The organism is Lentzea sp. HUAS TT2 (assembly GCF_051853195.1).
Taxonomy (GTDB): Bacteria; Actinomycetota; Actinomycetes; order Mycobacteriales; family Pseudonocardiaceae; genus Lentzea.
Window position 1 is genome coordinate 10105525 of sequence record NZ_CP196667.1, and the last position, 26716, is coordinate 10132240.

The following is a 26716-nucleotide window of genomic DNA, read 5'->3' on the forward strand; positions in this document are numbered from 1 at the left end:
GTCTAGGGCCTCGCCTTGACCGCCGCCCGAGCGCACCCGCCGGCCACGACGAGCAGCGCCAGCGCCGCCCACACCGGCCACAGCTCGGAGTAGGTGATCGCCAGCGTGATGTGCGTGGCCGCCGCGGCGGTGAAGACCGCCACCAGCACAACCCAGAAGTAGAAGTACCGCCTGATCCAACCCACCACCTGTCCGCCCACCGAGTCACCACACCCCTCATCGCGCGTATCGAGGTTCGTGGTGCCTGGGTTACTGGTGAGGTCATCTGCAATCAGGTAGTACTGACCCGCATGACGACCGACACCGTGACCGGATCCGACTACGGCAACCTCGTGCGCACTCACCTGACGCGCGTCGAGCAGCACAACGCGGCCGCACTCGACGACGTGGCCGAGCTCGTGCTGGCCGCCGTGCAGGCAGACGGAATCCTTCTCACCGCAGGTGCGGGGCACTCTCTGGCGGCCGTCGCCGAGACCTTCTACCGCGCGGGCGGCCTGGCCTGCGTGCGCCCGATCTACCACCCCGAGCTGCTCCCGATGCACGGCGCGATCAGCAGCACCTCCGCCGAGCGCCGCTCCGGCCTCGCCGGCGAGGTCCTGCGCGAGTCCGGCCTGGCCCCGCACGACGTGCTGTTCGTGTTCTCGACCTCGGGCGTCAACTACTACCCGGTCGAGCTGGCCCAGGAGGCCGCGAGCAGGGGCTGCCCCGTCGTCGGCGTCACGTCGGTGGCCTCCAGCGCCCAGGCACCCCGCCGGGCAGGGGCGACGCTGGCCGAGGTGTCGACCGTCGTGCTGGACAACCTCGTCCCGCCCGGCGACTCGACCTACCCCGAGCACGCACCGGTCACCGCGGCGATCTCCACGCTGGCCACCACGTTCCTGTGGAACCTGCTGATGGTCCGGCTGATCGACAAGGCGACCGAGTCCGGCGTGCGGCTCCCGTTGTGGCGCAGCGCTAACGTGGAGGGCGGCGACGCGGCCAACGCCGACATGCTGCGCCACTACCAGACCCGCATCCCGCAGCTCGGATAGGTAAAAACCCTCACAAAATCTCAGCGGCCCGCCGTTATTCTCCCACCGGGGATGTACTTGCCTGGGGGGATTTGAACAGTGGAGCAGAAGACTCGCAGATGGATCCTGATCGGCGGAGCGCTCGCCACGACCGCGATAGTCGGCGTGGCGGGCGCGATGCTCTGGTCGGGCGGCAGGACGGTAGTGGTCGCCGACGAACCGGCGAAGTCGGCTGAGACGCCGGCACAGGTGGCCAGTTCGTTCCTGACCAGGGCGTTCTCGGGTCCGGCCAGCGCCGCCGTCTTCACCGACGCACCGGCGGCGGCGACCACGGCCCTGGAGGCCACCAAAGCCGGGATGGGCACCTCCGCCTACCAGGCCGCCGTGGCGACGGCGCCACCACCGGCGGCCGACGCCACGACCACCGAGCTCACCGCGGCCGTCACCTGGACGATGCCGAGCGCCAGCACGTTGAAGTACGAGATCAAGGTCCCGCTGGTCCGCGCTGATGGCGCCTGGAAGGTCCACTGGACCCCGGCGCTCATCCACCCGCAGCTGACCGAGGGCGCGTCCCTCACCTACCGCAAGGCGCTCGCGGAAGGCGCACTGCTCGGCCGCGACGGCAAGCCGTTGCTCCAGGGTTCGATCCCGGACGGCCTCTACAAGACGATCACCGGCACGGTCGGCGACGTGAAGGGCATCGACGGCTGGGAGGTGGGCATCACCGCCGGCGGCGCGTTCACCGCGCTGGACAGCAAGAAGGCCGAGGGCGGTGAGAAGATCACCGTCACCATCGACCCGGCGCGCCAGGCCGCGGCCCAGGCAGCGGTGGACGCACTCCCGCAGGGCGCGGCGATCGTCGCGATCGAGGCCTCCACCAGCGAGATCCTCGCCGTGGCGCAGAACAAGGCGCTGGCGGGCACCAACCCGTTCGTCGGCCGCTACGCCCCCGGTTCCACGATGAAGATCGTCACCGCCGCCGCGGTCATGAACGCGGGCCTGGTGCAGAGCGGCACCGCCGTCCCCTGCCCGGCCACCGCCACCATCGGCACCCGCCGGATCAGCAACGCGGGCTTCGGCCACGAGAGCCTGCCGTTCCACACCGCGTTCGCCCTGTCCTGCAACACGACGTTCGGCGACCTGGGCTCCAAGCTCGACGAGAACGCCCTTCCGGCCATGGCGAAGCGCTTCGGCCTGGGCGCCGACTGGGCCATCCCCGGCGCCGAGACGAACACCGGCAAGGTCCCGCCGGCGAGCGGCGACCAGGAGGTCGAGAACAGCTTCGGCCAGGGCAACGTGGTGGCCAGCCCGTTCGGCATGGCGCTGGTGGCCGCCACCGTCGTCTCGGGCAAGACCCCGACGCCGACCCTGTTGCGCGGCAAGCCCTCCGAGGCGAACGACGTGGCGGCGGCCCCGCCCGCGGCCGTCCTTCAGCCGTTGCGCGCCATGATGCGCGAGGTCGTCACGTCCGGAACGGCCAAGCAGCTCGCCGGAATCCCCGGCCTGGCCGGGAAGACCGGCACGGCGGAGGCGGGCGGCGGCACCGAGCACGGCTGGTTCGTCGGCTACCAGAACAACGTGGCGTTCGCGGTCATCGTGGAGAAGGCGGGATCTTCGCAGAGCGCGCTGAACGCGACCGCGGCGTTCCTCAAGGGCTGAACCGCTGCTCCCGCGGGACGAGCAGCCCGCGGTGGAAGGCCTCGGTCACGGCGGCCGCCCGGTCGCCCACCTCCAGCTTGGCGTAGATGTTGAGCAGGTGTGACTTCACCGTGGCCTCGGTGATGAACAGTCCCGCGGCCACCTCGCGGTTCGTCGCCCCGCCGGCGACGCACCGCAGCACCTCCAGCTCGCGTGGGCTGAGCACCTCCGCGGCGGCCGTGCGCACCCGTCTCATCAGCAACGCCGCCGCGGCCGGGGCGAGCACCGCCTCGCCCCGGGCGGTGGCCCTGACCGCGCGCACGAGCTCGTCGCGCGGAGCGTCCTTGAGCAGGTAGCCGGTGGCGCCCGCCTCGATCGCGGTCACCACGTCGGTGTCGTTGTCGTACGTGGTCAGCACCAGCACGTTCGTGGTGCCGGCCAGTTCCCTGGTCGCGGCCATGCCGTCCGTGCCCGGCATGCGCAGGTCCATCAGCACGACGTCGGGCCGCAGGGTCTTCGCGAGCCGCACCGCCTCCGCGCCGTCGCCGGCCTCGCCGACCACCTCGAAGCCGGGGGCATGGGCGAACAGGCTCGTGAGCCCGTCCCTGACGACCGGGTGGTCGTCGACGACCAGCACCCTGATCACGCCGGCACCTCCAGGGGCACGCGGGCCGAGACACCCGTGCCCGCACCCGGTTCTGACTCGACCTGCACGGTGCCGGCAAGGCTCTCGATCCGCTGTCTCATCGCCTCGAGCCCGAACCCCTCCACCGGCTCGGCGTGGTCGAACCCGCGTCCGTCGTCGCGCACGTCCAGCGCCACCTCGTTCTCCAGGTACGACAACGTCACGCCGACCCTGCCGGCCCGCGCGTGCCGCGCCACGTTCGCCAATGCCTCCTGCGCCGCCCTGAGCAGGGCGACCTCGGCCTCCGGCGCGATCGGCCGCGCCTCGCCGGTGGTCACGACCTGCACGGGAACGTCGTGCAACGCCGACCACCTCTCCGCGACGCTCGCCAGCGCCTCGATCAGCCGCGCCGTCCGCAGTGGTTCCGGGCGCAGTGCCGCGACGGACCGCCTCGTCTCGCCGAGGCTCTCCCTGGCGAGCCCGGCCGCGGCGGCGACGTGCCGCTGCCACGTGGTGTCGTCGGCCGCGCGGAGCTGGCTGATGATGCCGGTGAGCCCCTGCGCCAGCGTGTCGTGGATCTCCCGCGCCATCCGCTGCCGTTCGTCGCGCACCCCGGCCTCGCGAGCCTGCGCGAGGAGCTGCTCCTGCAGGACGGCGTTGTCCGCCAACGACTCCGCGAGCCTGCGGTTCGCCTCGCGGGCCTGGTCGAGCGCCTCTTCCCGTTCCCTCTCCTGCTGTTCGGCCTTGCGCGCGACGAACGCGTACGCGCACATCGGCACGGCGTTGCCGGCCATGACCGCGACCCAGATGGCGACGCCGGTGACCGTGGACTTGTCCACCCCGTACGCCTGGGCCGTGCCCGCCACCGCCGCGACGGCCGCCACCCCCACCGGCTGCCAGGGAAAGGCCATCGTCCGGAACGCGTAGAAGTACGGCACGGGCGTCAGAAACCCGAACAGCGGGTTGAGCACCACCAACGTTCCCGTGAGCAGCGTCAGCCCGACGGCGAACACCCACGGGCGGGCGGTCTTCAGCATCATCCCCGCCGCCAGCCAGGCCGCGGTGACCGCGCACAGCACGAGTTCGGCGAGCACCGGCCGTTGGTCGAGAGTGGTGGCAGCGGCCAGCAACGCCAGCAGGAAGTACGGCCACCGCGCAACAGGAATGCTCATCCGCGTTCCTCCCCCGGCCAGGAGCCTAGCCGGGTTCGATCGCGAGGGCGTGCCTGAAGACGTTGCGCGGATCCCAGCGGGCCTTGACCCGTTGCAGGCGTGGGTAGTTGTCCTTGTAGTACAGGCGTTGCGCGGACACACCCGAGGTGTTCCAGGCCGGATCCGCCAGGTCCGCGTCGGCGTAGTTGATGTACGAGCCGTCGTTGACCTCGTTCGGCACGGGCACGCCCCCGGTGTCGGCGTACACGTCCCGGTAGAGCGCGCGCACCCAGGCGAGGTTGGCCGCGTCTTCCTGCTCCTCGCTCCAGATCGACTGGTAGACCGCCTTCATCACCACGTCCCGTTGCGCGACAGCGGTGTCGCCCGGCGCGACCGCGTTCGCCTGGCCGCCGTAACCGATCAACAGCACGCTGCCCCCGGCCCCGCCCGCGTTGGTCAGGTTGCGCCACAGCGCGTTCAGCTGCTCCGGGGTGAACGACCGGCGCAGGTAGGCAGCCTTGATCTTGTACCGCCGGGTGAGCACGTCGCCCGGTTCGCCGGTGCCGGGCCACGTCATCCGGTGCAGCCACGGCATCGTCTTGCGCAGCTCGAACACCGGAGTGAGCCCCTCGCCCACCTCTGCGACGAACTCCGTCACCATCGCGTCGACCCCCGGCAGGTCCGCATCGGCCTGCACGGCCAGCATCACAACCCCGCCGGCCTGGTGCTTCACCTCGAGAATCCCGTACAGACCGGCCTGCGGGACACCGGGCGCGCTGTTGCGCTCGTGCCACGTCCCGAACCTGCGCACCAGCCCGCCGAGCTTCTCCTCGGTGAGCTGCCCCCAGTCCCAGAACACCACGTGCTGCAGCATGTTCCGCGGCACCGGCGGCAACGCCGACTCACTCCCAGGCGAACGCAACCAGTACTTGGTCACCACCCCGAAGTTGCCGCCGCCACCCCCGGTGTGCGCCCACCACAACTCGCGGTTCGGATCATCCTGCTCCCGCGTGGCGACAACGGTCCTCGCCTTGCCGTCCTTGCCCACGACAATCACCTCGACGCCGTAGAGGTGATCCACCACGGCCCCGTACCGCCGCGACAACGGCCCGTACCCACCACCCGCGAAGTGCCCACCGGCCCCCACCTCCGGACACCCGCCACCGGGAATCGTGACACCCCACCCCGAGCACAACGCCCGGTACACCTGCCCGAGCGTGGCCCCCGGCTGCACCGAGAACGCCTTGCGCCCGGCATCGAACCCGACGGCGTTCATCGCCGAGAGGTCGAGCAACGTCCGCACCTCCGGCGTGGCCGTGAGGTTCTCGAAGCAATGACCACCACTGCGCACCGCGATCCGCCGCCCGGCCCGCACCGCCTCGTCCACCGCGCGGACGACCTGGTCGGCCGAGGTGGCCACCCGGATCTCGTCCGGCTGGCCCGTGAACCGGAAGTTGTTGCCCCGCAGCAGGTTCTCGTATCGGACGTCGCCGGGTGCGATCCGCACGGCCCCGCTCTGTGTGGCGGATCCCGCCTGGCCCGGTCCCGTCAGGCCGGCCGCTGCGGCCTCCTGGCCCGCTCCCGTCACAGCGCCCGTCGCCCGACCCTGTCCGATCAGGCCGCCCGCCGCCACGGCTCCCGCACCGGCCATCAGTGCTCGCCGACTCAGGTGCCCGCCCCCGGAGTTGCTCATCCCCATGCCTTCCGCCTCGGTTGCCCTGTGGCGGAAGGAGATCCCCGGAACGTCAGCCGATCACCGGCCCGGACCACGTCCCAAGCCCGGCAGCCGGCGATCGGCCCGGACTGCACCCCAAGCCCGGCGGCTGATCACGGGCCCGGACAACACCCCTGGGCCCGGCCACCAGCTCGACACCCCGCAGGATTCCCTTCCACCCTCGTGCTTCCCACCGTGGCGGAACGGGATCCCCGGGACATCAGCCGATCACCCGGCCCCGAGGCTGAGCCACGACCCAACCGATCGGCTGAGTCGAGCCCACCGGCGGTCAGTTCGCCTGCGGCACCCCCACCCGCTCGCTGAACTTCGGCGTCGGCACGACCCCGACCACCGGCGGCTCGGCGAACTGCGTCTTGTACAGGTCCGCGTAGCGGCCCTCGGCCGTCATCAGCTCGGTGTGCGTGCCGCGTTCGACGATGTCGCCGTGCTCCAGCACCAGGATCTGGTCGGCCGCGCGGATCGTGGAGAGCCGGTGCGCGATCACCAGCGACGTCCGTCCCTGCAGCGCCTCGGTCAGGGCCTCCTGCACGGCGGCCTCGGACTCCGAGTCCAGGTGTGCGGTGGCCTCGTCGAGGATCACGACCCGTGGCTTCGCGAGCAGCAGCCGCGCGATCGTCAGCCGTTGCCGTTCGCCGCCGGAGAGCCGGTACCCGCGCTCGCCGACCACGGTGTCGAGCTGGTCCGGCAGCGACGTCACCAGGTCCAGCAGCCGGGCGCGGCGCAGCGAGTCCCACAGCTCGTCGTCGGTGGCGCCGGGGGCCGCGTACTCCAGGTTCGCCCTGATCGTGTCGTGGAACAGGTGCCCGTCCTGCGTCACCACGCCGACGGACGACCGCAGCGCGTCGAACGTCAGGTCTCGGACGTCCACACCGGACAGACGGACCGCGCCGGAGTCGACGTCGTAGAGCCGCGGCACGAGCGACGCGAGCGTCGACTTGCCCGCGCCGGACGAGCCCACCAGCGCCACCAGCTGACCGGCCTCGGCCTTGAAGCTGATGCCGTGCAACACTTCCTCGCCACCGCGGGTGTCCAAAGTGGCCACGGACTCCAGCGAGGCCAGCGACACCTTCTCCGCGGACGGGTAGGCGAAGCGGACGTCGGAGAACTCGACCGACACCGGACCGTCGGGCACCGGACGGGCGTCCGGGCGCTCCTTGATCATCGGGTCGAGGTCGAGCACCTCGAAGACGCGCTCGAACGACACCAGCGCGGTCATCAGGTCGACGCGGGCGTTCGCGAGGGCCGTCAGCGGCGCGTACAGGCGGGTCAGCAGCAGCGCCAGCGACACCACGGCACCGGCCGCCAGGTGCCCGGTCAGCGCGAGGTAGCCGCCCAGGCCGTAGACCAGCGCCTGTGCGAGAGCCGACACGAGCGTCAGGCCCGTCATGAACCAGCGGGTGGCCATCGCGGTCCGGATGCCGATGTCGCGGACCTGCGCTGCCTTCTCGCTGAACTCCTTCTCCTCGCGGTCGGGACGGCCGAAGAGCTTCACCAGCGTCGCGCCGGGCGCCGAGAACCGTTCGGTCGACTGCGTGACCATCGAGGCGTTGAGCCCGGACGCCTCGCGCTGCATGTCCGCCATCCGGCGGCCCATCCGCTTGGCCGGCAGCACGAAGACCGGTAACAACACCAGGGCCAACGCCGTGACCTGCCACGACAGCGTGAACATGACAGCCAGCGACAGGACCAGCTGGATGATGTTCGTGACGAAGCCGGACAGCGTGGAGGTGAAGGCGCGCTGGGCGCCGATCACGTCGTTGTTCAGGCGCGAGACGAGCGCTCCGGTGCGGGTGCGCGTGAAGAACGCGACGGGCATCTTCTGCACGTGGCCGAACACGGCCCGCCGCAGGTCGTAGATCAGGCCCTCACCGATGCGCGTCGACTGCCAGCGCTCGACCACGCCCAGCCCGGCGTCGACCACGGCGATCAGCGCGATCGCGACGGCCAGCCACACGACCACGGACGGCACGGAGCCGCCGACGATCGCGTCGACCACTCGACCGGCGAGCAGCGGTGTCGACACCGCGAGCACCGACGAGACCACCGTCAGGAAGAGGAACACCACCAGCTTCGCCCGATGAGGCCGGGCGAAGGTCAGCACGCGCCGGAACGTCCCCCGGCGCACCTTCGAGGGGGCGTCCGAGGTCGCCCCCATCATGAATCGCCAAGAGCTGTATCCGTCCACGCTGACTAGAACAGCACAGCGGTCTGACAATTCCGTCGCGAGTCGCTCGCGAACGGGAAAGTTTCAGCTTTGAGCGGACAGGGCCGCGAACGACTGCAGCCGGCGCAGCTGGGCGGCACGCTCCAGCGCGAGCTGCGACTCCGCGTCGACACCGGAAGCCGCCGACGCGATCAGCGCCAGCGTCTCCGTGACGGCACCGGCGACAGGCTTCAGAACGGCAGCCACCAGCTCATCAACGGCGGCGTCCAGCCCGTCCGCGGGCACGACGGAGTTCGCGAGGCCGATCCGCAGCGACTCCTCCGCCGGCACTCGACGGGAGGTCACGCACATCTCGGCCGCGCGCGAGTACCCCACGAGGCGCACCAAGGGCAGCGTTCCGCCGAGATCGGGCACCAAGCCCAGCCCGGTCTCGGCCATGCAGAACTGCGCGTCCTCGGCGAGCACGCGGAAGTCGCACGCCAGCGCCAACTGGAAACCCGCGCCGATGGCATGCCCTTGCACCGCGGCGATCGTCACCCGTGCCGGGTCGCGCAGCCAGGCGAACCCTGCCTGGTACGACGCGATGCGGGCGTCCGCCTCCTCGGGAGACAGCGCCAGGATCGCGCCAAGGCCACCGGGTTCGCCGTCGACGGGCTCACCGGTGAACATGCGCCGGTCCAGCCCCGCCGAGAAGGCACGGCCGGAACCCCGGACGACCACGACGCGGACGTCCGGGTCCAGCTGTTCGCCGATGTGCCGCAACGCCTGCCAAGTTCCGGGCGTCTGCGCGTTGAGCACGTCGGGACGATCGAGCGTGATGGTCGCGCGCGGCCCGGAGATCGCGAGCCGAACGCCACCGCGCTCGAGCACGCCAGCGTCGATGGAAGGCACTGGCATGGTCGTTACCTCCGGCGAACTAGTAGCTAGTTACCGGAGAGTAGCAGTCTGGGTAGGGGCTACTTCTTCTTCGTCCGGGTGGCGCCACCGCGACCGCGCAGCGTGACCCCGGATTCGGAGAGAACCCGGTGCACGAAGCCGTAGGAACGCCCGGTGCTCTCGGCCAAAGCCCGGATGCTCGCGCCCTTTTCGTACTTCTTCTTCAGGTCAGCGGCCAGCTTGTCCCGTGTGGCGCCGGTGATCCGGGCACCCTTCTTCAGGTCAGCCACCTTGTCCCGCCTTCCGTACGAGCAGGTGGGCCGTTTGACGGCCCCTGTCGTCGCAATGATCGAACAGGAACCGGCAGAACGCCAGGTGATCAAGCAAAGAGATCGCCGAACGGTCGATTCGATCACACTCAGTTGATCACAGAACGCGCTCGGTAGTCCTTTGACGGGTGGAGATCACGCCAGCTGGACGAGGTCGAGGTAGTCCTCGGACCAGTGGTCCTCGGTGCCGTCGGGCAGCAGGATGACCCTCTCCGGCTCCAGCGCCTCGACCGCGCCGGGGTCGTGCGTCACCAGGACGACGGCGCCCTCGTAGCGGCGCAACGCGTCGAGAACCTGCTCGCGCGAGGCCGGGTCGAGGTTGTTGGTCGGCTCGTCGAGCAGCAGCACGTTCGCCGCCGACGAGACCAGACCGGCCAGCGCGAGCCGCGTCTTCTCGCCACCGGACAACGTGCCCGCCGGCTGGTCGAGCTGCTCGCCGCTGAACAGGAACGTGCCGAGCAACGACCGCAGCCGCTGCTCCTGCTCGTCCGGCGCCATGTGGCGGATGTTCTCCCACACCGACGCGTTGTGGTCGAGCGTCTCGTGCTCCTGCGCGAAGTAGCCGATCTTCAGGCCGTGGCCGGGGACGACACCGCCCGCGTCCGCCTTCTCGCTGCCGCCCAGCAACCGCAGCAGCGTCGTCTTGCCTGCGCCGTTGAAACCGAGCACGACGACGCGGGAACCCTTGTCGACGGCCAGGTCCACGCCGGTGAAGATCTCCAGCGAGCCGTAGGACTTGCTCAGACCCTCTGCCATCAAAGGGGTCTTGCCGCACGGGGCCGGCGACGGGAAGCTGATCTTCGCGACCTTGTCGTTCTGGCGCACGTCGTCGAGACCGTCGAGCAGCTTCTGGGCGCGCTTCGCCATGTTCTGCGCCGCAACGGCCTTCGTGGCCTTCGCGCCCATCTTGGCGGCCTGCGTCATCAGCGCGCCGGCCTTCTTCTCGGCGTTGGCGCGCTCACGGCGACGGCGCTTCTCGTCCGTCGCACGGGCTTCGAGGTACTTCTTCCAGCCGAGGTTGTAGATGTCGACCTCGCCGCGCATGGCGTCGAGGAACCACACCTTGTTCACGACGTCGTCGAGCAGGTCGACGTCGTGCGAGATCACGACGAGGCCGCCGTCGTGCGACTTGAGGAAGCCGCGCAGCCACGTGATCGAGTCGGCGTCGAGGTGGTTCGTGGGCTCGTCGATCAGCAGGATCGTGCTCGACTTGGCGCCGATGCCCGCCTCGGACGCGGCGAACAGGATGCGGGCCAGCTCGACGCGGCGGCGCTGACCACCGGACAGCGTGCTGAGCGGCTGCGCGAGAACGCGGTCCGGCAGGCCGAGGTTCGAGCAGATGCGGGCGGCCTCGGACTCGGCGGCGTACCCGCCGAGCGAGGAGAAGCGCTCCTCGAGCTTGCCGTACTTGGCGACGGCGACGTCGAGCTCGTTCGCGTCGACCAGCTCGGCCATCTTCGACTGGGCCTTCTCCATGTCGCGGAGCAGCTGGTCGAGGCCGCGCGCCGACAGCACCCGGTCCTTGGCGATGACCGACAGGTCGCCCTCGCGCGGGTCCTGCGGCAGGTAGCCGAGCGCACCCTTGCGCATGATGGCGCCGGCGTAGGGCTGGCCCTCACCGGCGAGAACGCGCAGCGAGGTGGTCTTGCCGGCACCGTTGCGGCCCACGAGGCCGATGCGGTCGCCGGGCTGAACGCGCAGGTTGGCGCCGCTCACGAGAATGCGTGAACCCGCGCGCAACTCCATGTCAGTTGCGGTGATCAAGAGAAACTCCGAGTAGTAACAACAACTCCGGGCATGACAAGGGATGGCACGTCCGGTTCGGCCTACTCCAGGAGGATCACGGGAACCATTCTACGGGATCACGACCATCGAATTTCCCACCTGTGTCCAGGCGCATAGATTGCGGCCATGAGCGAAGACTTCTCGGGCAAGGCCGCGCTGGTCACCGGCGCGTCCCGCGGCATCGGCCTCGGCATCGCGCGCGAGCTCCTCTCCCGCGGCGCCTCCGTCACGATCACCGGCCGCAAGGCCGACCAGCTGACCGAGGCGGCGAAGCAGCTGGAGGCCGACACGGGCGGCCGCGTGCTGGCGGTCCAGGGCAACGCCGGCGACGACGCGTCCCGTGAGGAGGCCGTCACGCGCACGGTCGAGGAGTTCGGCAGCCTCGACGTGCTCGTCAACAACACCGGCATCAATCCCCAATACGGGTTCCTGATGGACGCGGACCTCAACGCCGTCCGGAAGATCTTCGACGTCAACGTGGTGGCAACACTCGGTTTCGTCCAGCTCGCGTGGAAAGCGTGGATGGGCGAGCACGGCGGCGCGGTCGTGAACGTCGCGTCGGTCGGCGGCATCAGGTCCACGGGCGTCATCGGTGCGTATGGCGCGTCCAAGGCGGCGCTGATCCGCCTGACCGAGGAGCTCGCGTGGCAGCTGGGCCCGAAGGTGCGCGTGAACGCCGTCGCGCCGGCCGTGGTGAAGACGAAGTTCGCGGAGGCTCTCTACGTCGGCCGCGAGGAGGAAGCCTCGCAGCAGTACCCGATGAAGCGCCTCGGCACGCCCGAGGACGTCGCCTCTCTCGTGGCGTTCCTCTGCTCGGACGGCGCTTCGTGGATCACGGGTGAGACGGTGCGGGTCGACGGCGGGCTGCTCGCCACGGGCACGGCGGGCTGAGAGGCGGACTGAGGCACCGCTCACCGCGCGGCTCGCCCCAGCCATGCTCACGCAGGGGTCCCCCGCAGGGGGTCCCCTGCTTTCATTCTCTCAGGCACCACCGACATTTTCCGGCACACCGAGCACGTCCAGGAACGCCGCGGCCGCCGGAGTCAGCCCACCCTCGCTCCACACCAGGTGCTCGACCCGCGAAGGCCCACCCACGATCGGCACCGTCGCCACCCCGCTGAGCTGAGGCGTGTACCGCGACGGCAACACCGCGACCGCCAGCCCCTCCCGGATCAACCCGGCCATCAACTCCGCGGTCGTCACCTCGAACGCCACCTCCCGATGCAGCCCGGCGATCGAGAACGCCTGATCCGACTGCATCCGCCCAGGCGACCCGGCCGGGAAGTCGGCGAACAACTCCTCCGCGAGCGCCCGCAGATTCGTCGACTCGAGCGAAGCGAGCGGATGCTCAGGTGCCACAACGGCCACGTGCTCATCGCGAGCCAGCTCACGCCCCCGCACCCCCTCAGGCCGCACCCCCAACGGCAACCCGAGGAACGCGAGGTCGAGCCCTCCCGCCCGCACCAGCTCGACCATGTCGAGGCTCGACAACATCCGCAACGCCACCCGAACCTGCGGATACCGCTCCCGAAAGACCCTCAGCGCGGCCGGCAGGTCCACGGCGGCGACAGTCGGGATCACCCCGACCACGACCCGCCCGCGCACCTCCCCCACCGCCGCCGCGACCTCGGCCACCGCACGCTCGGCGAAGTCGAGACACTGCCGCGCGGACGGCAGGAACGCCGCACCCGCCGGAGTCAGCCGGACACTGCGGCTGGTCCGCTCGAACAACCGCGCCCCCAGCGACCGTTCGAGCCGCGCGATCTGGTGGCTCAACGCCGACTGCACGACGTGGCACCGCCGCGCCGCCTGCGTGAAGCTGCCCGTCTCGGCGACCGCCACCACGTACCGCATCTGCTGAAGCTCCACGCCATCCATCTTGAATCACGATGGATCGGATGAAAAGCATGCGTTGGACTCATCAATCATCCCGCCAGACACTGGATGACGTGAGAAACAGCGACCTCTCCCGCACCGCGCTGGCGGCGTTCGCGCCGGTGGTCTGGGGCTCCACCTACGTGGTCACCACCGAGCTGCTGCCGGTGGGCCACCCGCTCTTCGCGGGCCTGCTCCGCGCCCTGCCCGCCGGCCTGGTCGCGCTGGCGCTGACCAGGACGCTGCCGCGCGGTTCGTGGTGGGCCAAAGCGGCGGCGCTGGGCGTGCTCAACATCGGCCTGTTCTTCCCGTTCCTGTTCATCGCGGCCGAACGCCTGCCCGGTGGCGTCGCGGCCACCCTGGGCGCCGCTCAGCCGCTCGTGGTGGCGTTGCTGGCGGTCGGGGTGCTCAGGGAGAACGCGTCCGCGTGGCGGCTCGCCTGGGGCGTCGTCGGCGTGCTGGGCGTGGGGCTCGTGGTCCTCGGGCCTGCGGCCGGGTTCGACCTGGTGGGTGTGCTGGCCGGGCTGGGCGGCGCCGCGACGATGGCGCTGGGCGTGACGCTGACGAAGAAGTGGGGAAGGCCGGCGAACGCGAGCCCCACGGCGTTCGCGGGCTGGCAGCTCACGGCCGGTGGGCTGTTCCTGGTGCCGGTGACGTTCCTGTTCGAAGGACCGCCGCCCGCGATCGGCCTCACCGCCCTGCTCGGGTACCTGTGGCTCGGCGGTGTCGGCGGCCTGCTCGCCTACGTGCTGTGGTTCCGCGCGATCGGCACGCTGCCGGTCACGTCCGTCTCGATGCTCGGCCTGCTGTCCCCGATGGTCGCCGCGGTGCTCGGTGTCGTGGTGCTCGGCCAGACGCTGGATCCCGTGCAGCTCCTCGGTTTCGCGCTGGCACTGGCCGCGATCGTCGCGAGCCAGCGACCGGCACCCGTTCTCGTCAAAGGAGTTCTGCAGTGAAGATCGCGGTCGTCGGCGCGTCCGGCATGGTCGGTTCGCGGGTCGTGGCAGAGGCGGTGCGCCGCGGGCACGACGTGACCGAGGTGTCCCGCCGCGCCGGCGGTGACGCCACCGACCGGGAGCTGATGGACAGCGTTCTGTCCGGAGTGGACGGTGCGGTCGTGGCCACCACGGGCGTCACCTCGACGGTGGTGCTCGACGCGGCACTCGCGACCCGCACACGGGTCATCGTCGTCGGTGGCGCCGCGCCGCTGCGAACGCCGGACGGCACCGGCCTCGTGCTCGACGACGACCGGTACGTGCCGCCGCACATCCGACCCGTGGCCGAGGCGAGCATGCGGCAGCTGCGGGAGTGCGAGGCCCATGGCGCCGACTGGGCCTATCTGAGCCCGCCCGCGCTGCTCGAACCGGGCGAGCGCACCGGCACCTACCGGCGTGGCACGGACGTGCTGCTGACCGGACCGTCCTCGATCTCGGCGGAGGACCTGGCCGTCGCGGTGCTCGACGAGCTGGAGCACCCCGGCGAGGACCGCCGGTTCACGGTCGCGAGCCGAGGTCCAGCAGCAGGATGACCTCGCCGTCGTCGTCGACCTCGCCGGTGGGCTCGAACCCGAACGCGCGGTAGAACGGCAGCGGCGACCCCTCCCCCGGCACGCAGCTGGTGTACAGCTCGGTGGCCCCGGCCTCCCGCAGCAGCCGCACGACCTCGGTGAGGATCGCGGTGCCGTACCCGCGGTCCTGGTGCTCCGCGCCCACGAGCAGGCGCCACAGGAAGTACGGCCCGCGCAGTCCCGGCCCGGGCACGAGGTTCCAGCTCAGCATGACGAACCCGACCGGCGTGGCGCCGTCGTAGACAGCGCGGAACCACGGTTTCGCCTCAGGCGTGTCCCGCGCGTCCTGGAAGGACTTCTCGACGGACGCGACGAACTGCTCCTGCCCAGGATGCACGCGCACGGCGATGACGGCGTCGCGGTTGGCGTCGGTGACCTCGACCAGGCTGATCTGAGCGCTCATGCCTGCAGAGTGTGCCGCTCAGCTGGTGGTCGAGGGGGACGTGGACACCGGTTGTCCCGTCGAGGACGTCGGGGGCTTCGTGACGGTCGCCGACGTGTTCACCGGCGCGGACGTGGGCGGCGCGGAAGCGGGCGGCGCGACCTTGTTGGACTGCGGCGTGGTGTTCGTCGGCACCTTGGTGTTCGGCGGGTCGACGGAGGACGAGGACGGCGACGGCGGGACCGAGGTCGTCGTGGTGGTCGTCGGGGACGGCACTGGTGTCGCCGGGTCCACGGGTGCCGCGGCGGGCAGCACGGCGAGCGCCACCGCCACGACCCCCACGGTCGCGAGCCCGCTGCCGACCACCGCGATGGTGCGGCGCCGTGATCTCACGGCCTGGCCGCGCTGGATCACCTCGGCTGCCGTGATGGCCCGCGGCGGCGCCTCTTCCTGGTGCAGAGCGGAGAAAGTCGCCCGCAGGTCGTCTTCGCGAACCATCACACCTCCAGCCTCAAGTGGTCGAACTCCGGGCCCAGCTTCCGCCGCAGCGTCTCCAGCCCCTTGCTGCTCTGCGACTTCACCGTGCCCGTCGAGCAGTTCAGCGCGGTCGCCGTGTCCTCGACGCTCAGATCGTGCCAAAAGCGCAGCACGAGGACAGCGCGTTGCCGTGCGGGCACGGCGGTGAGCGCCTGCCACACCACGAGCCTGTCCTCCGCCGCGGTGACGGAGGACAGGCCCTCTGGGGGTGCGTCAGTCAGCTTCTCCCTGCGCCAGCGCACTTTGCGGCGTTCGGCGAGGAACGTCCGCACGACGATCTGACGCAGGTACGGCTCCAGCCCCGACCGGTCCGCGAGCTTCGGACCTGCCAGGTACAGCTTCAAGAACGCCGACTGCATGACGTCCTCCGCCTCGTGCCAGTTGCCGCACAGCAGGAACGCCGTGAAGCGCATCGAGTCGGCACACCGGTCGAAGCAGTCGGTGAACTCAGCCTCCCAGTTCAGCGGTGGCTCCTCACCGGGCCGGCGTCGTCGAGACAGGCGCCGAGGTCGGCGTCTTCGTGTTGGTCGGGTACGCGGGCGTCGTGTTGACCGGAGGCGTCGTGTTGACCGGGGGCGTCGTGTTGACCGGGGTCGAGGAGACCGGGGGCTTCGTCGCCGCGGGCGAGGTCGAGATCGGCGCGGTGGTCGACGGCTGCTCCGGCTTCGAGGACGGCGGCAGCACCGTGGTCGACGGGGCCTCGGCCTTGGTGGAGGACGGCGGCTGCGGAGCCGAGGTCGTGGGCTGGGGCGCGGTGTCGCCGCCACTCAGCGCGAGGGCGGGCACGGCGATGCCGACGGCACCCAGCGCGACCGCTCCGGCCACGATCACCATTCGTTTGCGCACTTGCAGCTCCAGCAGGTCAGTGGCGCCAGGATCAGGCACCCTCACCCGTATCCATGCGGACGGGCCCTCAGCCGGTTGCCCGTGTGTCCTGGATCACGATCTCGACGCAGCGGGCCCGTTCAGCGGCCTCGTCGAGCACCGTCCGCCGGGGTTCCGGCACGTCCAGGACGCGGTCCTCGGCCTTGGAGAAGACGCCCGAGAGCCTGCGGTCGTTGCGCAGGACGTCCAGCGCCTGCCAGTCGCCGCCCAGCACGACGCTGTCGAGCTCGCCGAGCCGCGGGACGAGCACCCTGGCCACGTCGTCCGCCGCGGCCTGCAGCGCGACCCTGGCCTGCCCCTCGCGACGCCGGGCGAACCGCTGCTGCGACCACCCGCCTGCGCGGATGCGGCCGTGGACCTGCTTGCGATCGGTGGCCGACACCTCGACCTTGCCGCCGAACGCCACACCGACGCTGTGACCGCCGAGCCGCACTAGGACGAGGCCGATCCGGCGGGGCTCCGTCAACTTTTCAACCACCTCTATTACAGAGGTGCCGCCGCGCGTCGCGAACGTGGCCGTCGCGCCGTCCTCGGCGGTGACCACGACCTCGGTCTCCCCGACTCGAACGTCGGCCGCGCCGTGCCGGTCCGCGAACCGGTCGATCCAGCCCAGCACCCGTTCCGGCTCGACCTCGACGGCCCTTCCGCCGGGCACCGGCCGCACCCTGCTCATCCGGCCGTCACCCCCTGGCACCCGTGACCGAGGTCGATCACCGCACACACAGTAGAACCGGCCGGACACGGGGCGTGCACGGCACAGAGATGTTACTGATCGGTTCGATTCACTTGACAGATGAGTCTCGAAAGCGTGAACTCATCAACCGTATGGATTAACCATTGACTCCATCCGGCTCCGACCAGCGATGTTCACGGACGGGTAGGGTCACTGGGGCGTGATCTTATGACAGCGGGGAGTCACCATGACGACTGCTGCCGGTCGACCAACACTGACCGTTGAAGAGACGGACTCAACGGGCCACGGCAGCCTTACGCAGCTCTTGACGACGGGACCGTTCCCGGAAGCGTTGAGGGCGGCGATCAAGGCCAGCCGACTCAGTCTCGACCGCATCCAGCACAGGTTGGCACTGCGCGGCGTGACGATCAGCGTCGCGACGCTCAGCTACTGGCAGTCAGGACGACGAAGGCCTGAACGCCCTGAATCGCTGGAGGCGCTGCGGCACCTCGAGTCGGTTCTGGGAGTGCCCCAGTCGGGTCTGTCGGCACTGCTCGGTCCACCTCGTCCGCGAGGCCGCCGTTGCCGTCCGACGACGATGATGCCGATCGACGCGCTCTGGGCGCGTAGGGAACGGGTCGCGAACCTGCTCTCGAAGGTCGACACATCCTCTGACCTGAAGCTCGGCCGGATCAGCCAGCACGACCGCATCGAGATCTCTGCCGACGGCGGGCAGAAATCAGTGTGGGTGCGGCAGATCCTCCGCGCGGAGCAGGACGGCCCCGACCGCTGGGCGCTCGTGTTCGAGACCGAGGAGTCCGACGTGCTCCCCGAGATCGTCAACGTGCGCAACTGCCACCTCGGCCGCATCGCCCGTGACCACGATGCCAACATCATGGTCGCGGAGATGATGTTCGAACGCCCACTCACCCGCGGCGAGACCCTCATCATGGAATACCAGCTGGTGTTCCCCGAGGGCCACGCCCCCAAGGGCAACAACACGTTCGCGCGCAAGTTCCGGTTGCCGGTGCGCGAGTACGTGATCGAGGTCCGCTTCGACGAGACGAACCTGCCTTCGCGCGTGCAGCAGTACAGCGTGCCCGCGGGAGACGAGACGCCGTCGCGCCGTCGCAACCTCACCCTGGACTCGGGTGGCGGCGTACACGCCGTGGCGCTCGGGTTCGGGCCCGGCGTGTTCGGCATTCGCTGGGAGTGGCCGAACCGCTGACGATGCTCTGACAGACGCGAAAGGGGCGCCTCCCATCCCGGGAGGCGCCCCTTTCGTCGCGTCGTGCCCGGTGCCAGACCGCACGCGGGGACCTTTCGTACCGACATGCAGTACGAAAGGTCCCCGCGTGCGGTCTGGCTCAGGTCATCAGACCCAGCCGGCGATGCTCAGGGTCACCGCGCGGATCGAACCGCGGTCGGAGCCCACGACGTCGGCCACCTTGAACACCCACGTGCCGTCGACGGCGTCCGCGGTCAGCGAGGACAGCGGCGCCCCCGCCTTCCACGAGCCCGTGAACGGCGCGTTGCCGCTCGTCACGCCCGAGAACGGCAGCGTGGCGTCGTCGGTGAACACGGCCTGGCAGATGTTGTTGCCGGTGCCACCAGCCCGCGAGAACAGCGTCACGGACTTGCCCGACGGCGAGGTGAGCGTGCCCACCAGGTCACCGACGAACGTGTGGTCGATGCCGACCGTCGTCGAGCCCTCGGTCGCCGAGCACGCGGAGCCGTCCACGGAGAACTTCAGGTTCGACGCCGCGCCGACACCCGTCACCGGCAGCGAGACCGAGACACCGGTCTGGTCGTTGTCCGGGATGGCGACCGGTTCGCCGGTGTACGCGAAGGTCTTGAACTCGCGCGACGGCTCACCCACGCGCAGCGTGAACGAGTTGGTCGTCGGCGACGTCGAGCCCGCGTAGGTCACGCGAGCGTCGAGCTTGACCGCCGAACCGAGCGTGGCCGAGGCCGGCACGGTCACCTTGTAGGTGTTGCTGACGGTCTGGCCCGGGTCGATGTTGCCGTAGTACTTGGACCGCGGCGCGATGGTCACACCGGCGGACGTCGTCGACAGCACGACCGAGGTCGACGCGGCAGAGCCGTCACCGTTGTTGGCCACAGGCACCGTCACCGTGGAGGTGGTGCCGGGCTTGAGGAAAGCGCTTCCGTCGGCGTCGTTGACGATCGTCGGCTTCTGCGCGCGGGCCAGTGCCTGCGGTGACGCACCCGTGTACTGCAGGGCTCGGTCGGCCATCACGATGCCGGCGCCGGTGCGGTTGTCCACACCGGACTCGACGATGTCGATCGCCGTCGTCACAAGGGCTTCCTTGACCTCGGCGGGCGACAGCGTCGGGTTGCCCGACAGGATCAGACCGGCGATCGCGGCGGCGTTCGGAGCCGAGGCGGACGTGCCGAAGAACGGCGCGAAGCCCGGCACCGACGTGGTCACGCCGTCGGCCGCGGTGATGTCCGGCTTCTGCCGGGTCTCGGCGAGCGGCGAGCCGTCCGGCGCGAAGAACGTCTTGCGCGGGCCGTCGGAGGTGAAGCGCTCCGGCTTCTGCAGGTTGTCGAAGGCGCCGGGGTACGGGCCCTTCGGGTTGGCCGGGTCGCCCGGCTCCAGGTCGAACGGCAGTGCCGCCGCGGCGGGTGCGGCCGCGACCGAGATCGCGCCCTTGGCCGCCGAGTGCCCGCGGGTCGTGCCCGGCGTGACGTACTTCTTGAGGCCGTCGTTGGTGTCGGCGAACCGGCCGCCGAACAGCGACAGCGCGAAGTACTTGTCGTCACCGCGGTACTTCACGACCGCGAGACGCGTGCCCGTCGAACTGGCCGGGGTGTTGATCCGCTCGTACGGGTCCTGCGCGCCGTCCTGGTTGTTCTGGCTGAACGTCACGACGTTGCCCTGGGCGTTGACCAGGTAGAGGTCGTAGTCGTTCGCCGACTGGCCGAGCGGGTCGGCCCAGTGCAGCACGGTCGGGGTGTCGCCGGAGAAGTTCGACAGCGGGTTGAACAGCTGCTTCGCGTTCGGGTCCGGGTTGAAGTCGTGCGCGGAACCGGCGAACTTGCCGACGCCCACACCGGAGTCGACGAACTGGCCCTCGTAGTGGCCGGAGGTGCCGTCCACGACGTTGCCCTGGTTGCCGGCGCTGGAGAAGAACATCGCGCCATCAGCGACGACGGCGTCCACGGCGCGCGCGATGATGCCGTCCTGGAACGGCGACTCGTTGAAGTAGATGACGTCGTCAACGATGACATCGCAACCGAGGTCGAAGCGGAGCTTCTTGATGTTGTCCGCGAAGCTCGCGTCGCCGTTGAACGCCGTGGCGAAGCCGAGCTCGGCGTTGGGCGCGATGTCGTGCAGGATCTCGAGCATCGCGGTGCCCTCGTCACCGGAACCGGCCTGGCCCGGCACGATGTCGACGGCCGGCAGCTCGCCGGAGGCCTGCGACACGGACAGCGAGCTCACGCCGTCCGACAGCGCGCAGAGCTTCGTGCCGACACCGGTCACGCGGAACGACCCGCGCGCGGCCTCGGCGTTGTGCGCCTTGTCGCTCTCCGCGACCTTGGCGGCCTGCACGGAGAGCTGCTTCTCCGACAGCCGGCGCTCGATCTCGCGCGACTTGTCCTCTTTGGACGGAGCCTGCTTGCGGGACTTGGTGTCCTTCTTGTTCTTCACGTCCTGCGTCATCGCGTCACTACCGGGCTCGACGCGCGCGACGTCGGCACGCGCGGCGATCTCGGCGATCTTCGCGACCGGGACCTCCGCACGCACGGTGCGATGCTCGGGAGACACTGCCCGGATCTGTCCACCCGCCGCGCGGACAGCGTTGACCAGGTCCTCCGAGTACTGCTTGGCCCGGATGTCCACGAGGGTGGTCGACTTCGGCGTCACGGCAACGCCGGTCTGCACCTGCGGAAGAGCGCTCGTCGTCGCGGCTGAGACGCGCTTGCGCGCCTCGACGACCAGCGCGCTGTCCACCTTGGACTCGGCAGGGGTGAGCGACTTCTTGATGCTCTGCAGCGCCGCGATCTGCGCTGCCGTGCGGTCGTTGATGGTCTTGGACGCCTTGCCCGGATCCGCGGACGCCGGCGTGACGACGGTCAGTGCGGCCAGAAGAACTGCGGTGCCTGCGGTGACTAAGGTCGTGCCTCTTCGAGATCGGCGCACAGGAGTTTCTCCCCCGAACGTTGGCGTGCCCCCGAGCACGCGGCCTGCGACCGGCGATTCCCGGTCGAGGCGCCAACGTATGGTGCTTGCCTGATCACAGTCAGCATCCGATTGGGCTACTTCTCACTTAGCAGACGCAATCACACTTCACAGAACAAAAGCGTCAGTCCACAACTGACCGGTTCGCCCGGAAAGGGCTTCCAGCAGAGCGGCCGCCTGGTTGTCCGTCAACGAGGCGATGAAGTCGACGACAGCACGCCCGCGCGCCAATCCCTTGACGACATCCGGCCCAACCGGCAGCTCACCGGCGGCACCGACCAATGTGGACGGCTCCGTCCGGGCGATCGCCGCGTACTCCGTTTCGGCCAGCTCCACCAGATCGTGCAACCTGCGCGGCAACCGGTCAGCCTCCGCCCGATCGGTCACCCACTGCTCCAGAGCGTCCACGAGCGAGCTCAACAGCCGCGCCTGTCCACGTTGGTGCAAAGCCAGATCCGGCCGCAGCAACACAAACCGGCGATGCACGAACTTCAGCACCTGCACCTCGTGCCACTGCTGCACAGCCAGCACCACATGCCCAGACCGCGGCGTCGGCTCCTCGATGACACCAACGGCATCGACCAGCCGGCGCGTCCACCGCGCACTGAACCCGGCAACCGCCTGCTCGGCCTCGACCGACCCGTCGAACGGCACCGACAACAGCCCGTCCACGAGCTCCTTGCTGACCTTGCGCACCGCCATCGCGAACGCCTCGTCGCTCATCACCCAGGAGTCCTTGAGGTGCATGCGCCGCCTGAGCGTCTCCAACGACCTCCCCGGCATGCGGATCTCCGCGGAGAGCTCAGCGTCGCTCAGCCCGGCGAGGTCGAGCGCCTGCGCCTGCCACGTGCCGAGCTCCGCGGCGACCGTCGCGTGCTGCAACACCCCGACCCGATGGAAGTCCTCCAGGTCGTGGATCGCGTACGCGATGTCGTCCGCGGTGTCCATGACACTCGCCTCGACCGTCTGCTGCCACGACTCGATGCGCCCCTCGAACGGCTCGCGCGCCTGCCGCAGGTCGTTGATCTCCGTGACGTACGCGGAGAACTTCGAACTACCCGTCCCGGGCATGTCCTCCGGCTCGGACGCACCACGCGGCGCCACCGGCAACCCCAGCGGCTGGTGACGCGTCCACGGGTACTTCAACATCGCGGCCCGCACCGCCACGGTCAGGTCGAGACCGAGTGCCTTGGGCCCCCGCACGTCCGTGGTCGTGATGATCCGGAACGACTGCGCGTTGCCCTCGAACCCGTCCGGCAACCCGAACCGGTGGCGAGCCAGCCTGTCGAGGACCTGTTCCCCGAGGTGCCCGAACGGCGGGTGCCCCAGGTCGTGCGCGAGCGCGGCCGCCTCGACGACGTCGGGGTCGCACCCGCCCAGCTTCTCGAGCACCGCGGTGAGCTCGGGGCGGACGGTCAGGCGTTCGGCGATGGCGCGGGCGGCCTGGGCGACCTTGAGGCTGTGGGTGAGGCGGTTGTGCACGAGCAGGCCGGAGCCGGTGGAGCTGACGACCTGCGTGACGCCGCCGAGCCTCGCGAAGAACGGGGAGCTGGCGACGCGGTCGCGGTCTACCCGGAACGGGTTGGTCGCCAGGTCGGCCGTCCTGCCCACGCCTGCTGACCGGCGGGCGGCACGTTGCTCGTTGTGCATACCCGAACGTTAGTCGGTCCCTCGCAGCCGGACTTCTTGAACTTGACCGCGCTTCTTGAACTTGAACGTCATCGCACCTTTACCGGCCAGCTCACCACCTGTGCCGAGCAGCGACAACGAACCTTTGGCACTCACCTCGACCGCGACCTGCACCTCGTCCAGGTCGTATTCGCCAGCAGTGGCGGCGATATCTTGGATGACGTTCTCGATCCCGCTCACAAACTCGGCGACACGCAGCCGGAACTCGTCCACGGGAATCTCACTGCGCCCGTACCGCAGGTCGTCGGCCCGTTTGAACAACCCGCGGTCATCATCGTCGCCGTCGTCCTCGACACTGAAGATCCTGATCACGTCGTCCGCCACTCAGACCACTCCGTTCACGATGCGCAGTTCGGTGTTGCCGTACACCGAGTAGGCGAGTCCCAGCGGATTGCGGAACTCGGTCAGCAAATGGGCGCGGGCCTCGTGTGCCGCGATGCCCAGCGGTTCGCCCTTGAGCAAGAGCAGTTCGTAGAACTTCTTCGAGAACGCCGCCGCCATCCGGTCCGGCATCGCGACCTCGGTGCCGATCACGGCCCGGTTCTCGTTCTCCAGAAAGATCCGCGGGAACGACGTCGCGCTCTCCGGGTCGGCCGCCGAGGTGCCGCACGCGTTCAGCACGATCAGCGGCATGGCCATGTCCGTGCGGCCGTCGCCCGCGAGCCGGGTGAAGTGGTCCTTGAGGTCGCCCACCCGCAACCGCACGTCCGCGCCCTCACCCCTGAGCTGGAGCTCGTAGTCCAGCGGGTCCTTCGTGTTCGTGTCGCAGTGGCACGAGAAGTGCTGAATCTGCTCGGGCTCGGACCGCCGGGCGCCATCGGGCAGCCACCTCGGATCGAAGATCTGGGCGGCGATGTCGGCAGCGTTCTCCCCCTCCGCGGGAAACGGGCCGAGTACGTCCACCCTGTCCCTGCCGTCCGACGTCAGCCAGCTGTACTCGGCGTCGGCACCCTTGAGCTTGCTGTGCCGCAGAAACCTCATCTGGAGCCTGCCCTGCGCCGACGGCCGGAGCTCGTCGCGCTGCGGGATGGGGCTGTCGAGCAGCAGCTTGCGCCGCACCACGCAGGAGAAACCGACGAACGCCCGACACTGCTCGACGAACATGTCCGGGTCCGTGGTCGATCTGCCACACCTGGACAGGTCGAAGAACGGCATGTGCTCGATGGGGATCACGTGCTCCGGTTGTCCCACGTACTCGACAACGGGAATCGGGTGACCAGGTGTGTCCCATCGGGTGGCACGCCGCCAGAAGTCCTGCAGCTGGTTGAGCAGCCGAGGGTTCTGGGAACAGAGCGTGGAGATCATCAGCCGCCCGGTGGTACCCATCAGCGCCGCGATCTCGGGGAGCCCTTCGTTGCACACCCGCGCGCCGTCGAAGTGCTTGACCACAAGGCTTTTCAGGTCACGCAGACCGTCGCGCAGGATCTTCCGCGTCAACGTGATCCGGCTCGTGTCGGAGAGGTTGAATGTCGGCCGCGCAGTGGTGTGGGGCGAAGAGAACTCCAGCTCCACGCCTCCCAGGATCGGGACGAACCGCACCGTCACCGACGGCGCCTGACGATCAGGCATGACCCGCCTCGACCACCACCACGATCGCCTGCACCAACTGGCCCGCCTGGAACAGTTGCAGCCACGCCTCGTGCCTGCCCTCCTGCGCCGGCACCAGCAGCGACACCTGTAACTGAGCCTGACCGGAGTCCGGTGTCACGCGAACCGTGTGCCGCCTCGGCGCCGCACGCAAGGTGGCGCTGTCGACGACCAGCTCGAACTCCACCACCGACACGGTTCGCCCGCCCTCGATGTGAACCGGCTGCAACACCATGAACTGGTCGGCTTGAGTACCGCGTTCAGGTGCCGAGTCCTGTGCACCGCTGTTGGCGATCACCGAGACGACCACACCGACCTGCGACCCCGGCTCTGCGACGATCGTGCTGCCGTTGACGAACGCGTCGTCGTCCAGGTGCTCCACCACGAGATATCCGGTGAAGTTCACCATCGTGGGCCCCGACAGCGCTTCCGCGAGCGAGGACTTCAGCAGCGCCGGGAGTCCGGCCAGACGCTCGTCGGTCCTCGCCTGCCAGTCGCGCTGCGCCGCGTCGGCTCGCACCTCACCGAACAGCTCTTTTCGCATGGCCACGAGCTGTTCCTGTGTGCGAGTGAGCTGGTTCTCCAACCGGCTGGTGTCCATCACCGTGTTGTTGTGCACAACCGAGTTGGTTCGGCCTGCCGCCGTGGCCAATCGCCAGTTGATCTCCTTGCCGGTGAGCACAGCCCCCAGGCCGGCGAACTCCGCCTGCGACTCAGGAAGCTCGACTCTCAACCGTTCAGCGAGCTCGAACCGGTAGACGTCCGCGGTCGCGACCTTCATTTCGGACGCCCGCGCCATCTGCCGGCGTCCGGCCACGAACGCCAAGACGACGAGCAGAACCGGTGCGACCACGAACCACGACCAGGCGAGAAGGCAGAACACCACCCAGCCGAGCGCGACCGCGAAGACCAGACGGGACCAGGTCACCGCCGCATCCGCCATCAGGTGCCGGCGTCGCAGGTCTCCCGGCAGGACCAACCTCAGCCGGGACCACGCATCGTCCACGACGAAACCGGCTCTGTAGGTCAACTCCCTGTTGGCGCGTAGCGCGACGGAAGTCCCGAACAGCCCGTTTCCGACGAGCCGCGAGGTCCTCTCCATCTCGTTCCGGTGAACGGAGCGCTCGAACCTCGATGCATCGGCTCTCAACTCTGCCGCTTCGTGTGGAAGCAAACCATTCGGGTAGCGAGTGATCAGCCAGTGCAGCATGTCCGCAGGAGTGCGGAATCCAACGTGTTCTCGCATATCGGACGCGAACGGTTCGTCCCACTCGGCGCCAAGCGCGTCGACTCTCGGCCGGGAAGATCTGCCGCCACGAGCGCCGGCCGAGAAGTGTCGCGCGTAGAACTCGATGACATCGGCGGGAGTCTTCGACCGGCCAGGTGCGCCGCGCGTTCTGGCGGCCGCAGCAAGTGAACGAAGGAATTCCAGCTCGCCGGAAGCCGGGCGGGTGAGCCAGAACCCGAGAGCCTGTCCGGCGAACTGGCCTGCCACCAATACCACGGAAAACGTGACGCTCCGGACGTCGGAGAACTCCGCGAGCACGCGCGGCAAGTAGTAAGCGGTCGCAACGGCTCCGGCCAGACCGGCGAGCCGAACACTCACCGAGACTGTCCATCCTGGAGCGTCGGGACGGTTGAACACACCACCCCTGGTGTGCAGGTTCTCGAACAGCCCTTCGACGACGGACAGCACGTCTTCGCCGAACCGCACGGCCAGTCCGGTGACGAGTGCCAGCGTGGCCACAGCCGCCGACACCCAGGCCAACACTGTGTTGTCGGATTGGAACCACAGCGTCACCGCAGCTCCTCCGGCCGTGATGACCACTGCGGCCAGCCACGGAATCAGGCGCTGCCAGTTCGTCACCATCGGAACATGATGGGCATCGGGAAGGACGGCCGACAGGGCCGAAAGAGTGCATCCAAACAACGCCATTGGGTGCAAGCATGAAAAAGCCCTGCGGGGAGCGCTTGTGGCGCTCAACCCGCAGGGCAAATTAT

25 protein-coding genes are annotated in these 26716 nt (G+C 69.4%); 6 read left to right on the top strand and 19 right to left on the bottom strand.

What is annotated here, in order from left to right:
- Nucleotides 1-2 precede the first annotated feature (2 nt).
- Complete coding sequence (locus tag ACSHWB_RS47855; RefSeq protein WP_439660001.1) at nucleotides 3-185, bottom strand: hypothetical protein; 183 nt, start codon at nucleotides 183-185, stop codon at nucleotides 3-5.
- A 105-nt stretch (nucleotides 186-290) separates the two neighbouring features.
- Here ACSHWB_RS47855 and ACSHWB_RS47860 point away from each other — a divergent pair, with 105 nt between their 5' ends.
- Nucleotides 291-1031 (top strand): SIS domain-containing protein, encoded by a 741-nt coding sequence (locus ACSHWB_RS47860; RefSeq protein ID WP_439660002.1) that lies wholly within the window; start codon nucleotides 291-293, stop codon nucleotides 1029-1031.
- A gap of 78 nt (nucleotides 1032-1109) precedes the next feature.
- Complete coding sequence (locus ACSHWB_RS47865) at nucleotides 1110-2669, top strand: penicillin-binding transpeptidase domain-containing protein (protein WP_439660003.1); 1560 nt, start codon at nucleotides 1110-1112, stop codon at nucleotides 2667-2669.
- On the opposite strand, the gene ACSHWB_RS47870 is transcribed toward ACSHWB_RS47865, so the two are convergent.
- The 7 genes from ACSHWB_RS47870 to ACSHWB_RS47900 form a co-directional block, all read right to left on the bottom strand.
- Nucleotides 2659-3294, bottom strand: a complete 636-nt coding sequence (locus tag ACSHWB_RS47870; RefSeq protein ID WP_439660004.1) for a response regulator — start codon at nucleotides 3292-3294, stop codon at nucleotides 2659-2661. The two genes, ACSHWB_RS47865 and ACSHWB_RS47870, sit on opposite strands and share 11 nt — an antisense overlap.
- The gene (locus ACSHWB_RS47875) at nucleotides 3291-4445 is read right to left on the bottom strand and encodes a sensor histidine kinase (protein WP_439660005.1); all 1155 of its coding nucleotides are present in this window, start codon (nucleotides 4443-4445) and stop codon (nucleotides 3291-3293) included. The genes ACSHWB_RS47870 and ACSHWB_RS47875 overlap by 4 nt, the downstream gene beginning before the upstream one ends.
- 25 nt (nucleotides 4446-4470) lie before the next feature.
- The gene (locus ACSHWB_RS47880) at nucleotides 4471-6075 is read right to left on the bottom strand and encodes an FAD-binding oxidoreductase (RefSeq protein ID WP_439660006.1); all 1605 of its coding nucleotides are present in this window, start codon (nucleotides 6073-6075) and stop codon (nucleotides 4471-4473) included.
- A gap of 352 nt (nucleotides 6076-6427) precedes the next feature.
- The gene (locus ACSHWB_RS47885) at nucleotides 6428-8317 is read right to left on the bottom strand and encodes an ABC transporter ATP-binding protein (protein ID WP_439660007.1); all 1890 of its coding nucleotides are present in this window, start codon (nucleotides 8315-8317) and stop codon (nucleotides 6428-6430) included.
- Between the two features lie 90 nt (nucleotides 8318-8407).
- Nucleotides 8408-9220 (bottom strand): enoyl-CoA hydratase/isomerase family protein, encoded by an 813-nt coding sequence (locus ACSHWB_RS47890; RefSeq protein ID WP_439660008.1) that lies wholly within the window; start codon nucleotides 9218-9220, stop codon nucleotides 8408-8410.
- Nucleotides 9221-9279: 59 nt separating this feature from the next.
- Entirely contained in the window at nucleotides 9280-9489 is a 210-nt protein-coding gene (locus ACSHWB_RS47895; RefSeq protein WP_030473247.1) for a helix-turn-helix domain-containing protein, read from the bottom strand.
- A gap of 174 nt (nucleotides 9490-9663) precedes the next feature.
- Entirely contained in the window at nucleotides 9664-11292 is a 1629-nt protein-coding gene (locus tag ACSHWB_RS47900) for an ABC-F family ATP-binding cassette domain-containing protein (protein ID WP_439660009.1), read from the bottom strand.
- Between the two features lie 147 nt (nucleotides 11293-11439).
- Between ACSHWB_RS47900 and ACSHWB_RS47905 the strand changes: the two genes are divergently transcribed.
- A complete protein-coding gene (locus ACSHWB_RS47905; RefSeq protein WP_439660010.1) occupies nucleotides 11440-12204 on the top strand; it encodes an SDR family oxidoreductase in 765 nt (254 codons plus the stop codon).
- A 90-nt stretch (nucleotides 12205-12294) separates the two neighbouring features.
- Here ACSHWB_RS47905 and ACSHWB_RS47910 read toward each other — a convergent pair whose 3' ends face one another.
- Nucleotides 12295-13182, bottom strand: coding sequence for a LysR family transcriptional regulator (locus ACSHWB_RS47910; RefSeq protein ID WP_439660011.1), 888 nt, complete (start codon nucleotides 13180-13182; stop codon nucleotides 12295-12297).
- Nucleotides 13183-13262: 80 nt separating this feature from the next.
- Between ACSHWB_RS47910 and ACSHWB_RS47915 the strand changes: the two genes are divergently transcribed.
- The gene (locus ACSHWB_RS47915) at nucleotides 13263-14144 is read left to right on the top strand and encodes an EamA family transporter (RefSeq protein ID WP_439660012.1); all 882 of its coding nucleotides are present in this window, start codon (nucleotides 13263-13265) and stop codon (nucleotides 14142-14144) included.
- Nucleotides 14141-14716 carry an NAD(P)-dependent oxidoreductase gene (locus ACSHWB_RS47920; RefSeq protein WP_439660013.1) on the top strand — a complete coding sequence of 192 codons (576 nt, stop codon included), beginning with the start codon at nucleotides 14141-14143 and terminating at the stop codon, nucleotides 14714-14716. The genes ACSHWB_RS47915 and ACSHWB_RS47920 overlap by 4 nt, the downstream gene beginning before the upstream one ends.
- Here the strand turns inward: ACSHWB_RS47920 and ACSHWB_RS47925 are convergent.
- From ACSHWB_RS47925 to ACSHWB_RS47945, 5 genes are all read right to left on the bottom strand, one after another.
- Nucleotides 14682-15158: a GNAT family N-acetyltransferase gene (locus ACSHWB_RS47925; protein ID WP_439660014.1), complete on the bottom strand. Its 477-nt coding sequence runs from the start codon at nucleotides 15156-15158 to the stop codon at nucleotides 14682-14684. The genes ACSHWB_RS47920 and ACSHWB_RS47925 overlap by 35 nt on opposite strands.
- 18 nt (nucleotides 15159-15176) lie before the next feature.
- A complete protein-coding gene (locus tag ACSHWB_RS47930) occupies nucleotides 15177-15635 on the bottom strand; it encodes a hypothetical protein (protein ID WP_439660015.1) in 459 nt (152 codons plus the stop codon).
- Nucleotides 15635-16174, bottom strand: coding sequence for a SigE family RNA polymerase sigma factor (locus ACSHWB_RS47935; RefSeq protein WP_439664800.1), 540 nt, complete (start codon nucleotides 16172-16174; stop codon nucleotides 15635-15637). The genes ACSHWB_RS47930 and ACSHWB_RS47935 overlap by 1 nt, the downstream gene beginning before the upstream one ends.
- Nucleotides 16149-16520 (bottom strand): hypothetical protein, encoded by a 372-nt coding sequence (locus ACSHWB_RS47940; RefSeq protein ID WP_439664807.1) that lies wholly within the window; start codon nucleotides 16518-16520, stop codon nucleotides 16149-16151. Before ACSHWB_RS47940 ends, ACSHWB_RS47935 begins: the two co-directional genes overlap by 26 nt.
- A gap of 67 nt (nucleotides 16521-16587) precedes the next feature.
- Nucleotides 16588-17232 (bottom strand): acVLRF1 family peptidyl-tRNA hydrolase, encoded by a 645-nt coding sequence (locus ACSHWB_RS47945; protein WP_439660016.1) that lies wholly within the window; start codon nucleotides 17230-17232, stop codon nucleotides 16588-16590.
- Nucleotides 17233-17557: 325 nt separating this feature from the next.
- On the opposite strand from ACSHWB_RS47945, the gene ACSHWB_RS47950 reads away from it, so the two are divergent.
- Nucleotides 17558-18460 carry a hypothetical protein gene (locus ACSHWB_RS47950; RefSeq protein ID WP_439660017.1) on the top strand — a complete coding sequence of 301 codons (903 nt, stop codon included), beginning with the start codon at nucleotides 17558-17560 and terminating at the stop codon, nucleotides 18458-18460.
- 147 nt (nucleotides 18461-18607) lie between these two features.
- Here ACSHWB_RS47950 and ACSHWB_RS47955 read toward each other — a convergent pair whose 3' ends face one another.
- The 5 genes from ACSHWB_RS47955 to ACSHWB_RS47975 form a co-directional block, all read right to left on the bottom strand.
- Nucleotides 18608-21400 (bottom strand): S8 family serine peptidase, encoded by a 2793-nt coding sequence (locus ACSHWB_RS47955; RefSeq protein ID WP_439660018.1) that lies wholly within the window; start codon nucleotides 21398-21400, stop codon nucleotides 18608-18610.
- 147 nt (nucleotides 21401-21547) lie between these two features.
- Nucleotides 21548-23089: a deoxyguanosinetriphosphate triphosphohydrolase family protein gene (locus tag ACSHWB_RS47960; RefSeq protein WP_439660019.1), complete on the bottom strand. Its 1542-nt coding sequence runs from the start codon at nucleotides 23087-23089 to the stop codon at nucleotides 21548-21550.
- A 9-nt stretch (nucleotides 23090-23098) separates the two neighbouring features.
- On the bottom strand, nucleotides 23099-23452 hold the full coding sequence (locus tag ACSHWB_RS47965; RefSeq protein WP_439660020.1) for a Pepco domain-containing protein: 354 nt from the start codon (nucleotides 23450-23452) through the stop codon (nucleotides 23099-23101).
- The gene (locus ACSHWB_RS47970; protein WP_439660021.1) at nucleotides 23453-24697 is read right to left on the bottom strand and encodes a CHAT domain-containing protein; all 1245 of its coding nucleotides are present in this window, start codon (nucleotides 24695-24697) and stop codon (nucleotides 23453-23455) included. It lies immediately after the preceding gene.
- Nucleotides 24690-26651, bottom strand: a complete 1962-nt coding sequence (locus ACSHWB_RS47975) for a hypothetical protein (protein WP_439660022.1) — start codon at nucleotides 26649-26651, stop codon at nucleotides 24690-24692. Before ACSHWB_RS47975 ends, ACSHWB_RS47970 begins: the two co-directional genes overlap by 8 nt.
- Nucleotides 26652-26716: the final 65 nt, after the last annotated feature.

Bases quoted from the DNA above. Each gene is read 5' to 3' on its own strand.
- ACSHWB_RS47890 (WP_439660008.1), bottom strand. From the start codon at position 9,220: ATGCCAGTGCCTTCCATCGACGCTGGCGTGCTCGAGCGCGGTGGCGTT.
- ACSHWB_RS47945 (WP_439660016.1), bottom strand. From the start codon at position 17,232: ATGAGCAGGGTGCGGCCGGTGCCCGGCGGAAGGGCCGTCGAGGTCGAG.
- ACSHWB_RS47860 (WP_439660002.1), top strand. From the start codon at position 291: ATGACGACCGACACCGTGACCGGATCCGACTACGGCAACCTCGTGCGC.
- ACSHWB_RS47975 (WP_439660022.1), bottom strand. From the start codon at position 26,651: ATGGCGTTGTTTGGATGCACTCTTTCGGCCCTGTCGGCCGTCCTTCCC.
- ACSHWB_RS47885 (WP_439660007.1), bottom strand. From the start codon at position 8,317: ATGATGGGGGCGACCTCGGACGCCCCCTCGAAGGTGCGCCGGGGGACG.
- ACSHWB_RS47960 (WP_439660019.1), bottom strand. From the start codon at position 23,089: ATGCACAACGAGCAACGTGCCGCCCGCCGGTCAGCAGGCGTGGGCAGG.
- ACSHWB_RS47930 (WP_439660015.1), bottom strand. From the start codon at position 15,635: ATGGTTCGCGAAGACGACCTGCGGGCGACTTTCTCCGCTCTGCACCAG.
- ACSHWB_RS47970 (WP_439660021.1), bottom strand. From the start codon at position 24,697: ATGCCTGATCGTCAGGCGCCGTCGGTGACGGTGCGGTTCGTCCCGATC.
- ACSHWB_RS47905 (WP_439660010.1), top strand. From the start codon at position 11,440: ATGAGCGAAGACTTCTCGGGCAAGGCCGCGCTGGTCACCGGCGCGTCC.
- ACSHWB_RS47875 (WP_439660005.1), bottom strand. From the start codon at position 4,445: ATGAGCATTCCTGTTGCGCGGTGGCCGTACTTCCTGCTGGCGTTGCTG.
- ACSHWB_RS47925 (WP_439660014.1), bottom strand. From the start codon at position 15,158: ATGAGCGCTCAGATCAGCCTGGTCGAGGTCACCGACGCCAACCGCGAC.
- ACSHWB_RS47880 (WP_439660006.1), bottom strand. From the start codon at position 6,075: ATGGCCGGTGCGGGAGCCGTGGCGGCGGGCGGCCTGATCGGACAGGGT.